Below are 10991 nucleotides of genomic sequence, written 5' to 3' on the forward strand. Positions count from 1 at the left end.
TTAATTTTTCTGTTGGTGGTCGTCGTAGGCCTGTTTGGCATCGACGAGTTTTATTTCTAATTTGGCCAGCGTTTCAGTCAGTATCTCGACGGTGTCGCTGCCTTCGGCTTGCGCGGTAGCCAGTTTTTCTCGCGTCTTATCCAATCGTTTACCCAAGGCTTTAACGGCATTCAGTAAACGCTCTTCGTCAGTCATAGAGGAAGCCGCTTCACGTTTTGCCAGTGCCCGGGCGATAGCATCTTTAGCAGCATCACCATTGGGTGCTGGGTCCGCAGCCGTTTCAGCTGCAACTTGTGCAGGGTCGGTTGCTGCCTTTTTGGCTTTGGCCCGTTCGACAGCCGCTTGTACTGCGTCCACTTTGCCAGCTTCGGCATTGCCGGCAGCCCGGGCTTCAGCGGCGGCTTTACGAGCTTTGCGTTTGGCCTCTTTCTCAGCCTCTTGCCGCTCTATTCGTTCCTGCCTGGCTTCAAAGCGTACTTTGGATTGTTCGGCTTTAATCGCGTCTTGTTGTTGTTGGCGAATATCAGCTTTGGAGGCGCGATAATATTGCACCAGCGGGATATTGCTGGGGCAGGCATAAGAGCAAGCACCACACTCAATACAATCCATTAAGTTATGGGCTTCCAGCTTTTCGTATTCTTTACCACGGGCAAACCAATACATCTGCTGTGGCAGTAATGACACCGGGCAGGCTTCTGCGCACATGCCACAGCGGATACAAGCTTGTGCCGGTGTGGGTGGCGGAATCTCTTTGGCGCTGGGGGCCATAATGCAGTTAGTGGTTTTTACTACCGGTACCGTTTCACTGTGTAAGGTAAAGCCCATCATGGGGCCACCCATAATTAAACGTGAGGCTTTCTTTTGTTGATAGCCGGAAAGTTCTAACAGGTGGCTTATTGGTGAGCCTAACAAGACTTCATAGTTGCGATTTTGTTCGCAGGCTTCACCGGTAACCGTAGTGATACGAGAAATTAACGGCTCGCCAAATTGTATGGCGCGATAGATTGCAACGGTGGTACCGAGGTTTTGGCAAACAATACCTACTTGAGCTGGCAGACCGCCGGAGGGAACTTCCTTGCCAGTCAGGATTTGGATAAGTTGCTTTTCACCACCTGAAGGGTATTTGGTAGGAAAACTGACAATTTCAATACCGGAACCTTGCGCTGCTTTTTCCAGCGCGGCAATACCTTCGGGTTTATTATCTTCAACACCAATAATGGTTTCTTTAGTGGGCTTGACCAGGTGCTTTAGAATTTTAGCGCCGGCAATAATTTCTTCGGCCCGTTCCCGCATCAGCATATCGTCAGCGGTGATATAAGGTTCGCATTCTGTGCCGTTAAAAATCAGCGTTTCGATCACTTGATCATCGCGTGTGCCCAGTTTTACAGCTGAAGGAAAACCTGCGCCGCCCATACCGGCAATACCGGCTTGCCGTATACGGTTAAGCAATTCCGCTTTATCAACCGCGGTGTAATCTTCAATGCCGCTATGTTCTATCCACTCGTCTTTGCCATCCGCCTGGATAACAATACAGGGCGCTGCCATACCGGAGGGGTGCGCAATATTGCGCTGCTCAATAGCAATCACTTCACCGGATGTTGATGCGTGAACGGGCACACTGACAAAGCCTTTGGCCTCGGCAATGATTTCACCTTTTAAAACTTTTTGGCCCACTGCCACGATAGGGGCCGCCGGTGTGCCGATATGTTGGGATAGCGGAAAGACTAACTGATCAGGAATGCCAGCACTGGTTATTGCCAGTTGGTTGGACTGCTCTTTGTTTTCTGGTGGGTGAACGCCACCGTGAATATCCCATACCTTTCTCATGCCGCCACCTCGTCGCCGCTGTTTTTATCAGTAGCTATTACTTCAGCGGGTTTGGGTAAATCCCAACTCCAGGTTTGTACGGTGGTTTCTATAGGCAGCATATCAATACAATCTACCGGGCAAGGCTCAACGCAAAGGTCGCAGCCGGTACATTCGCTGGCGATAATGGTGTGCATTTGTTTGGCAGCACCGAGTATGGCGTCAACGGGGCAGGCCTGAATACATTTGGTGCAGCCTATGCATTCGTCTTCGCGTACAAAGGCGACGGTTTTAATATTTTCTTCACCGTGTTCTTCATCCAGTGGAACGGCCTCCACATCTAACAGGTCAGCTAAGGCATGGATGGTGGTTTCACCACCGGGCGGGCATTTATTAATAGCTTCGCCATTGGCTATGGCTTCGGCGTAGGGGCGGCAACCGGGGTAGCTACACTGGCCGCATTGGGTTTGGGGTAATAGGGCTTCAACCTGATCGGCAATCGGGTCGCCTTCAGTTTTAAATTTAACCGCAGCAAAACCTAACAACGCACCAAAGGGTACGCCCAAAATCACCAGGGCGATAATGGCAGAGACAAAAGGTTGTTGGGTAATTAATTCAATCACGGCCTGCTACACCAATCCCGCAAAGCCCATAAAGGCTAATGACATTAATCCGGCGGTGATCATACCGATGGCGGCACCTTTAAATGGGTCGGGTACATCGGCAACCGCAAGGCGCTCTCGCATAGCGGCGAATAACACCAGTACCAGTGAAAAGCCCAGGGCTGCACCAAAACCATAAAGGGCTGATTCAACAAAGGTATGCTGTTTGTTGATATTGAGTAACGCTACACCCAGTACCGCGCAGTTGGTAGTAATAAGCGGTAGAAAAACGCCCAATACTTTATAGAGAATGGGGCTGGTTTTACGGACAACCATTTCGGTAAATTGCACCACAACGGCAATAACCAGGATAAAGGAGATGGTTTTAAGGTATTCCAGACCCAGTGGCAGTAGCAGCCATTCATAGGTCATCCAACTCACAATAGAGGCAAGGGTCAGCACAAAGGTCGTTGCGCTGGACATACCAATGGCGGTCTCCAGTTTATTGGAGACGCCCATAAAGGGGCACAGTCCAAGAAACTGTACCAAAACGAAGTTATTGACCAGAATCGCTCCGATCAGTAGCAGTGAATAGTCTGCCAACATAAGTGCTTAAACCTTTGTGGTCATAAGTTACTGTATTTTCATGCCGGGTTTGGCGCCTTTGTCGGGCTCCAGTAGCCAGATATCCTCGCCGCCGGGGCCTGCGGCTAATACCATGCCTTCGGAAACGCCGAATTTCATCTTGCGGGGCGCTAAATTGGCGACCATAACGGTGTGCTTGCCGACCAGGTCTTCTGGCGCATAAGCGGACTTAATACCCGCAAAGACCTGTTTGGTACCTGCATCCCCAAGGCTTAGTGTTAGCTGTAGTAACTTATCAGCACCTTCGACATGGTCTGCCGCAATAATCTCTACTACCCGTAAATCGACTTTGGCAAAGTCATCAAACTCAATAGTGGCCGGGGCTTCATTCTTGGTCGCTTTGTTCTTTTTGGCCTTTTTCTCAGGTTTGGCGGGCGTTGATTCTTTACCTGCTGCTACCATGGCATCGACCTTGTCTTTATCAATACGGGTCATTAGTGGTTTAAACTTGTTAATCTGGTGGCTTAGCAACGGTTCAATAGCACCTTGCCATTCAAGGTCGGCATTTAAAAAGGTGCAGGCCTTCTCGGCAGTTGTGGGAAGCACCGGCTTTAAATAAATCATTATCAAGCGGAACAGGTTGACGCACAGTGAGGCCACTGTAATAACCTGCTGCTCTTTGCCTTCTTCTTTGGCCAGTTTCCAGGGTTCCTGACTATCAAAATATTCATTGGTGATATCGGCAATGGCCATAATTTCACGGATGGCTTTGCTGAACTCACGTTGTTCATAAAGCTCGGCAATGGCTTCGCTTTTGGCGACAGCGTCTTGCCATAGTTGTTCGTCAGCCAGATTGGCAGACATTATGCCGTCATTGCCTTTGGTAATAAACTTGGCAGAGCGTGATGCGATATTCACCACTTTGCCGACAAGGTCGGAGTTAACCCGCTGCACAAAGTCTTCAAGGTTTAAATCAATATCATCAACGGAGCCGGACAATTTGGCGGCGTAGTAATAGCGTAAATACTCAGCATCTAAGTGATCAAGGTAAGTCGAGGCTTTGATAAAAGTGCCACGGGATTTGGACATCTTCTGGCCGTTGACGGTGACAAAGCCATGTACATAAACAGCACTCGGTGTGCGGTAACCGGCGGAGTGCAGCATGGCGGGCCAGAATAAACCGTGGAAGTTAATAATATCTTTGCCGATAAAGTGATAGAGCTCGGTATCGGCATCTTCAGCCCAGTAATCGTCGAAGTTTATACCGGCTTTATCGCAGTAGTTCTGGAAGCTGGCCATATAGCCAATCGGTGCATCCAACCATACATAGAAGTATTTTCCAGGGGCATCGGGTATTTCAAAACCGAAGTAGGGGGCATCGCGGGAGATATCCCATTCTTGCAGACCGGCTTCCAGCCACTCGCCGAGTTTGTTGGCAATTTGATCTTGCAGGCGACCGCTGCGGGTCCATTCTTTCAATAGGTCTTCAAACGCTGGCAGGGTGAAGAAGTAGTGAGTCGATTCTTTTTCTACCGGTGTTGCGCCTGAAATAGCAGACTTGGGATTGATTAAATCCGCCGGGCTATAAGTGGCGCCACAGGCTTCGCAGTTATCACCGTATTGATCTTCGGCTTTACATTTAGGGCAGGTGCCTTTGATATAGCGGTCCGCCAAAAATAATTCTTTTTCGGGGTCGTATAGCTGGGTAATTTCCCGGCTGGCAATATGGCCGTTGTCCCGCAGTTTTTTGTAGATCAGCTCTGAGTAATGTTTGTTCTCATCAGAGTGGGTGGAGTGATAATTATTAAAATTAATTAAAAACCCCGCCAAATCTTTTTCATGTTCAGCCTGCACATTGGCAATTTGTTGCTCTGGGGTAATGCCATTTTTCTCCGCAGTCAGCATAATGGCGGTGCCGTGGGCATCGTCGGCACAGACGTAGATACATTCATTGCCTCGCTGTTGTTGAAAGCGCACCCAGATATCAGTCTGGATGGTCTCTAACAGATGGCCTAAATGGAGGGAACCATTGGCATAGGGCAGGGCGCTGGTAACCAGCATTTTACGGGGCGATGTCTGGGGCATAGGGGTCTGTGTATAAGGCCTGTGTTTTGTATGGCTGCTTATGTCGCTCTAAAGGGGCGCTACTATAGCCTTTTTACGCTGCCTTTTCATCCACTTAGGCGGGCTAAGCGGCTGTTTCGTTTATTATTTTTGAGTCTTGGTAAATAACTGAGTAAAATACTGGGTTTTTGCGTCAACACTCCCTGGAGAAAGTATGTCTGAAGTGACACAAGTGCAGGTGGAAGAAGCCCTGCAGCAGTATGTGGTTCCCCATCTGAATAAGAATGTGCTGGTGGCCGATGCCCTCAAGTCGATCTCTGTCGACGGCGGTATGGTGACCATCGTTATTGAGCTGGGTTTTGCGGTGGCTTCTATTAAAGCCGCCATGCAGAAGGCTATTGTGGGGTTAGTAAGCCAGATTCCAGGTGTTGAGAATGTCAGTGTTGAGATCAGCTGGGCTATTGCCTCGATCAAGGGCCAGCGTGATATGCGCAATATGGATAGTGTGAAGAATATTATTGCGGTGGCTTCCGGCAAGGGTGGCGTGGGTAAATCTACCACCTCTGTCAATTTAGCCCTGGCCCTGGCTAAAGACGGCGCCAAGGTAGGTCTGTTAGATGCTGATATTTATGGCCCAAGTCAGCAGATGATGCTGGGGGTGGATGCAAGTGCCCGCCCTGAGTCAGAAAATCAGCAATACTTATCACCCATTGAAGCCCACGGTTTAAAGACCATGTCGATGGGTTATCTGGTCACGGATAAAACCCCGATGGTATGGCGCGGCCCGATGGCCGGCGGTGCGTTAAACCAATTGTTGGCGCAAACCTGGTGGGGTGAGTTGGATTATTTGATAATTGATATGCCCCCTGGAACCGGTGACATTCAGCTGACTCTTTCGCAAAAAGCCGCGGTGGCCGGTGCAGTGATTGTCACTACACCGCAGGATATTGCACTAATGGATGCGCAAAAAGGCATCGAGATGTTTACCAAAGTTGAAGTGCCAGTGCTGGGTGTGGTGGAGAATATGGCGATCCATATTTGTAGTGCGTGTGGTCATAAGGAGCATGTTTTTGGTGATGGTGGCGGTAGCCGGATTGCTGAAGAATATAAAGTGCCGCTATTGGGTTCTTTGCCATTGTCGCTGAAAATTCGTCAGCAGGTCGATGCCGGGGCACCAACAGTGGTGGCGGAGCCGGAGAGTGATGAAGCTTTACTTTATGGTGAGATTGCCAGAGATATGGCGGTGCAGTTGGCTGGCCAGGGTAGTGCGGGGCCTGCTTTCCCGAATATTGTTATCAATAACGATTAACCGAGTGCAATGACAATCAGTGCTTACTGATTGTCATAATTTTCAGTAGCGTTTTCCAGTACGGCCATAGTGACACCCGCTTGAGCAAACATATCCCGTGTTTCCTGGGCGGCGTGGTACATGTATTTTGCCACTACCTTTTTAATGCCACAGCTAATAATCAACATGGCACAAACGCGGCAAGGTTCCATCTTGCAATACAGCGTACTGCCTTCCAAAGAAATACCGTGCTTGGCTGCCTGGCAGATGGCATTTTGTTCAGCGTGGATAGTTCTCATACAGTGCTGGCGGGTAGTGCCGTCGTCGTCAATGACCTGTTTCATCAGGTGCCCTACATCATCACAGTGGGAGAGACCTGCGGGTGAACCTACATAACCGGTGGAAATAATACGTCGATCCCTAACGATAATGCAGCCTGACCTGCCACGGTCACAAGTAGCTCGTGTGGCAACAGTGTCCATCATATCAATAAAATAGTCGTCCCAGTCTGGTCTCATATGTTAAAGCCTATGGCTAATCGTGATACGGGTTAGTTGAGTGGCCGACAGTATACCAGTTACTTCTGTCTTCGCACTTGTTAAGATTCGCTGATGATAAGCCTAATGTGGAGTGGTTGTTATGAGGGTATTACTCTCAATCGTGTTGTTAGTCAGTGTTCAATTTCAAGCGGCGCAGGATGTTATCAGCGATGACTTTCAATAAAGGGGACGCAAGAGACTGTTAAATGGAAATAGCCTTAGAGCATATTGTATTACTGATGATAACTGGCCTATTGGCAGGAGTGATCAATACCCTGGCGGGTGGTGGCTCAAACCTGACCCTGCCGGCCTTAATGGTAATGGGTATGCCCGCTGATATTGCCAATGCTACCAACCGTGTGGCGGTAACTTTACAAAATGCTGTGGCGATGCAGGGCTTTTATAAGCACGATAAATTACCCACCGATGATCTTGGCGCTATCTTGTTACCTACTTTGGTCGGCGGTTTTTTCGGTGCGATTGGAGCGTCCTATGCGCCGGAGTGGATATTAAAGCCACTGCTACTTGCCGTAATGTTGACTATGACAGTGATTATGCTGGTTAAACCCGGTGTGATATCGCCTCCGCCCGGCACCATCCCCCACAAAGTCAAAGCAAAGCCATCTGCCTGGTGGTGGTTGGCGGGTGCTGGTTTTTATGCGGGCTTTATCCAGGCCGGTGTCGGTTTTATTTTAATCACCGCCCTGGCAGGTTCTCTGCGCTATGACCTGGTAAGAACCAATGCCTTAAAAGTGGTCTGTGTGCTGGTACCGACAGTAGTTGCACTGGCGGTATTTACTGCCAGGGGGCAGGTGCTATGGGTTCCCGGTTTGATATTAGCGGTCGGCAGTATGGCGGGTGCCTATATCGCCGTAAAATTTGCCATCACCGCCAAGCCAGCAACCCTAAAGTGGTTCTTATTTGTAATGACACTCTGTGGCAGCGCTGCCGTGTTAATGTTTTAAATAACCGTCACCACTAAGGCTATGTTAGTCTCTGTCTGGCTAGTCTTTGTCTATTAATAAAAAAGAGAGGAATACGCATGCCATATTCACCCGATATTGTTGAAGAACTGAATATCCTTGCCCGTTTTAATCTCGATACCACCCAGGCGGGCATTAAAGTTCATGCTAATGCTGGTCCTGAGGTGATTAGTGCCACTCAACGCTTATTTGATAAAGGACTGATCTCCCAGTCGGATGGTGGTTACCTAACGCACCGGGGAATTGAAGCAGCGGAGCACGCTCAAAATCTGATGGGCATTATGAAAACGGGCTAAGAACCTTTGCCTAAGAACCTATGCCTAAAGACCTATGCCTAAGAACCTATGCCGTCAGCAGTGACTTCCTCGACATAAACAGTTAAAATTTTCACAATAATTCGAAGCCTGATAGGCCTTATCTTCTCATACCGGAAACATCTCTATGTCAAACCCTGTTGTAATCAGTGGCACTGGTTTATGGACCCCACCTCACGCCATCAGCAATGAAGAACTAGTTACAGCCTATAATGCCCATGCCGACCTGTTTAATACGGAAAACGCCGCTGCGATTGAAGCGGGTGAGGTGGCCGCTAAAGTTCATTCCAGTGCGGAATTTATTGAAAAAGCCTCCGGTATTAAAAGCCGCTTTGCCTATATAAAAGACGGCATTCTCGATATTAATCGCCTGTGCCCCAATATTCCTAAGCGGGCGGATGATGAATTGTCAGATCAGGCTGAAATGGGTGTTCATGCCGCCAGGCTGGCGATGGCCGCTGCCAATAAGACCGCCGCTGATATTGATGCCATTATTGTGTCCTGCACCTATACCCAGCGCTCCTATCCCGCTATTGCTGTAGAAATACAAAATGCCTTAGGTGTTGAGGGTTTTGCCTTTGATATGTTGGTGGCCTGTTCTGCGGCCACCTTTGGTATTCACCGTGCCTATGAAATGGTGGCGGCGGGTACCGCCAAGACCCTATTAGTGATTAACCCCGAGTTAACATCTCCCCAATGCAATTGGGGAAATCGCGATAGCCACTTTATTTTTGGTGATGTCAGTGTGGCTACGGTGGTGGAGTCTGCCGAGACTAGTAACTCTGATCATCGCTATGAAATTCTTAGCACCAAGGCCCTGACCAGTTACTCGAATAATATCCGTTCCAATTTTGGCTTTGTGGACCGTGCCAACGATAGTGACCCTTATTCGGCGGATCGTTTGTTTCACCAAAATGGTCGCAAAGTCTTTAAAGAAGTTTGCCCCATGGTGGCAAATCATATTACCGAACACCTGCAAAGCAATGATCTTGGTTCGGAAGATGTCAGTCGTTGGTGGTTGCACCAGGCCAATATCAATATGAATTCATTAATAGGCAAAAAGTTATTAGGCAGAGATGCCACGCCTGAAGAGGCGCCGATCGTATTAGACCGTTATGCGAATACGGCCTCGGCGGGTTCCTTGATTGCCTTTAATTTATACCATGAAGATTTAGTCGCTGGTGATTATGGCGTGATTTGTTCGTTTGGTGCGGGTTATTCCATAGGTAGTATGGTCGTACGCAAAGTCTAGCTTATTCTTCATTTTAGAAAAATAAAAAGCCGGGGCAGGGGTATGCTCCGGCTTTTTTTCAATATCATTGTCAATTTTTTGTGCTTTTTTGATGTATTTAAAAATAAATTCCAAGTTGTGCCATATTTTGTCGACGTTTTCGCTACTAGCAACTAGAATGATTTGTCAGCTAATGTACGTATTCATAATCATATATTAATAATAAATAAAACTAGGGATCTTGCTGATGAGAAGAGTAATCTTCAACCAAAAAGGCGGTGTTGGGAAATCCAGCATCACCTGTAACCTCGCTGCTATTAGTGCCAGCCGCGGTTATAAAACGTTGGTAGTTGATTTAGATGTTCAAGCTAATAGTAGTTTCTACTTAGGCCATGAACAGCCCTTAAATTTAGCCTATGCCCATGATCAGGGCCATAAAATGTTGAGTGAGGGTTCTATTGTCGGTCTGTTTAAGCAGTCGATTGATATGTTTACCCCAAAACAAGACCCTATGGATTACGTCACCGAAACAGAGTTTGAAAATCTGTATTTGATGGCATCCAGCCCCGCATTGGATTTAATGGAACGCGAACTTGAGTCTCGCTACAAAATCTACAAGCTGCGTGAAGCGCTGGTTGAGTTAAACAAGACCTTCGACCATATCTATATTGATACCGCGCCAGTATTTAACTTTTACAGCAAATCAGCCTTGATTGCTGCGGATAGCGTATTGATCCCTTTCGACTGCGACACTTTTTCTCGCCAGGCGCTCTATGGCCTGATGCAGAATGTGGCTGAGCTACAGGAAGATCACAATGCGGACCTGCGTATTGGCGGTATTATCGTTAACCAATTTAACAAGCAGGCTCGCTTTCCCAAGCAGTTGGTGGGTGAGTTGATTAATGAGTCTTACCCGATTTTGGCTAGTTATATTTCTTCATCGGTAAAAATGAAGGAATCCCATGCTATGCAAACCCCGTTGGTTTACTTGTATCCCAAGCATAAGTTGTCAGAAGAATTTGAGCGTCTATACCGTGAATTAAGTGGTGAGCCGACCATTAAGCGGGCAGAGATCCCGGTTGAGAGTCGAGTCGCTTCGCTGTTTATACAGTAACTTCCCCCCAGACACTCAGAACATCATCCCCGCCCCCGACTAAAGCATTCGAGGGCAGGCTTCGACGAAAATGACTATCGTCATTCCCGCCCTCGACTAAAGCGCTCGAGGGCAGGCTTCGGCGAAAATGACTATCGTCATTCCCGCCCCCGACTAAAGCGCTCGGGGGCAGGCTTCGGCGAAAATGACTATCGTCATTCCCGCCCTCGACTAAAGCGCTCGAGGGCAGGCTTCGGCGAAAATGACTATCGTCATTCCCGCGAAGGCGGGAATCCAGCCTGCATGCTTATGCTGTAAGGGATAAAGTGGTTACTTTGCAGGCACGGGGTTTGTTAAATGGCCCCGCTGATGAGCCGGGGGTAGGGTTGCGAAATGGTCTTGCGGCCCTCCGGCCTTCCCTCAATCGGCTTTGAGCCTTAAAACGCTTCGCTGTCTCAAAACACTCAATCGGCGCTAGCCCTGACT

Annotated in this window: 10 protein-coding genes; 5 read left to right on the forward strand and 5 right to left on the reverse strand. The window is 48.5% G+C overall.

Annotated features, from left to right (window positions below):
• Genes rsxC through metG form a run of 4 tightly spaced genes read right to left on the reverse strand, consistent with a single transcriptional unit; the run spans position 1 to position 5078 of the window.
• On the reverse strand, positions 1–1827 hold the full coding sequence (gene rsxC, locus P8H32_RS06575; RefSeq protein ID WP_301088822.1) for an electron transport complex subunit RsxC: 1827 nt from the start codon (positions 1825–1827) through the stop codon (positions 1–3).
• Positions 1824–2429, reverse strand: coding sequence for an electron transport complex subunit RsxB (gene rsxB / locus P8H32_RS06580; RefSeq protein WP_297291934.1), 606 nt, complete (start codon positions 2427–2429; stop codon positions 1824–1826). The genes rsxC and rsxB overlap by 4 nt, the downstream gene beginning before the upstream one ends.
• Positions 2430–2435: 6 nt before the next feature.
• On the reverse strand, positions 2436–3014 hold the full coding sequence (rsxA, locus tag P8H32_RS06585; protein WP_301088824.1) for an electron transport complex subunit RsxA: 579 nt from the start codon (positions 3012–3014) through the stop codon (positions 2436–2438).
• Positions 3015–3041: 27 nt separating this feature from the next.
• Positions 3042–5078 carry a methionine--tRNA ligase gene (gene metG / locus P8H32_RS06590; RefSeq protein ID WP_301088826.1) on the reverse strand — a complete coding sequence of 679 codons (2037 nt, stop codon included), beginning with the start codon at positions 5076–5078 and terminating at the stop codon, positions 3042–3044.
• A 193-nt stretch (positions 5079–5271) separates the two neighbouring features.
• Between metG and apbC the strand changes: the two genes are divergently transcribed.
• The gene (apbC, locus tag P8H32_RS06595) at positions 5272–6366 is read left to right on the forward strand and encodes an iron-sulfur cluster carrier protein ApbC (protein WP_301088827.1); all 1095 of its coding nucleotides are present in this window, start codon (positions 5272–5274) and stop codon (positions 6364–6366) included.
• A 23-nt stretch (positions 6367–6389) separates the two neighbouring features.
• Here apbC and P8H32_RS06600 read toward each other — a convergent pair whose 3' ends face one another.
• Positions 6390–6863: a cytidine/deoxycytidylate deaminase family protein gene (locus P8H32_RS06600; RefSeq protein WP_297291937.1), complete on the reverse strand. Its 474-nt coding sequence runs from the start codon at positions 6861–6863 to the stop codon at positions 6390–6392.
• A 227-nt stretch (positions 6864–7090) separates the two neighbouring features.
• On the opposite strand from P8H32_RS06600, the gene P8H32_RS06605 reads away from it, so the two are divergent.
• The 4 genes from P8H32_RS06605 (at position 7091) to P8H32_RS06620 (ending at position 10526) form a co-directional block, all read left to right on the forward strand.
• Complete coding sequence (locus tag P8H32_RS06605) at positions 7091–7849, forward strand: sulfite exporter TauE/SafE family protein (RefSeq protein WP_301088829.1); 759 nt, start codon at positions 7091–7093, stop codon at positions 7847–7849.
• 77 nt (positions 7850–7926) lie between these two features.
• On the forward strand, positions 7927–8163 hold the full coding sequence (locus tag P8H32_RS06610; protein WP_297291939.1) for a TIGR02647 family protein: 237 nt from the start codon (positions 7927–7929) through the stop codon (positions 8161–8163).
• 145 nt (positions 8164–8308) lie between these two features.
• Positions 8309–9433 (forward strand): beta-ketoacyl-ACP synthase III, encoded by a 1125-nt coding sequence (locus tag P8H32_RS06615; protein WP_301088830.1) that lies wholly within the window; start codon positions 8309–8311, stop codon positions 9431–9433.
• A 226-nt stretch (positions 9434–9659) separates the two neighbouring features.
• Positions 9660–10526 carry a ParA family protein gene (locus tag P8H32_RS06620; RefSeq protein WP_297292871.1) on the forward strand — a complete coding sequence of 289 codons (867 nt, stop codon included), beginning with the start codon at positions 9660–9662 and terminating at the stop codon, positions 10524–10526.
• Positions 10527–10991: the final 465 nt, after the last annotated feature.

Origin of the sequence: Oceanicoccus sp. (genome assembly GCF_029238675.1) — a bacterium.
In the GTDB taxonomy this organism is placed as follows: domain Bacteria; phylum Pseudomonadota; class Gammaproteobacteria; order Pseudomonadales; family Dasaniaceae; genus Oceanicoccus.

Excerpts from the sequence above, each read along its gene's own strand:
- P8H32_RS06600 (WP_297291937.1), bottom strand. The coding sequence starts at position 6,863 with ATGAGACCAGACTGGGACGACTATTTTATTGATATGATGGACACTGTT.
- P8H32_RS06615 (WP_301088830.1), top strand. The coding sequence starts at position 8,309 with ATGTCAAACCCTGTTGTAATCAGTGGCACTGGTTTATGGACCCCACCT.
- apbC (WP_301088827.1), top strand. The coding sequence starts at position 5,272 with ATGTCTGAAGTGACACAAGTGCAGGTGGAAGAAGCCCTGCAGCAGTAT.
- P8H32_RS06605 (WP_301088829.1), top strand. The coding sequence starts at position 7,091 with ATGGAAATAGCCTTAGAGCATATTGTATTACTGATGATAACTGGCCTA.
- rsxA (WP_301088824.1), bottom strand. The coding sequence starts at position 3,014 with ATGTTGGCAGACTATTCACTGCTACTGATCGGAGCGATTCTGGTCAAT.
- metG (WP_301088826.1), bottom strand. The coding sequence starts at position 5,078 with ATGCCCCAGACATCGCCCCGTAAAATGCTGGTTACCAGCGCCCTGCCC.
- P8H32_RS06620 (WP_297292871.1), top strand. The coding sequence starts at position 9,660 with ATGAGAAGAGTAATCTTCAACCAAAAAGGCGGTGTTGGGAAATCCAGC.
- P8H32_RS06610 (WP_297291939.1), top strand. The coding sequence starts at position 7,927 with ATGCCATATTCACCCGATATTGTTGAAGAACTGAATATCCTTGCCCGT.
- rsxC (WP_301088822.1), bottom strand. The coding sequence starts at position 1,827 with ATGAGAAAGGTATGGGATATTCACGGTGGCGTTCACCCACCAGAAAAC.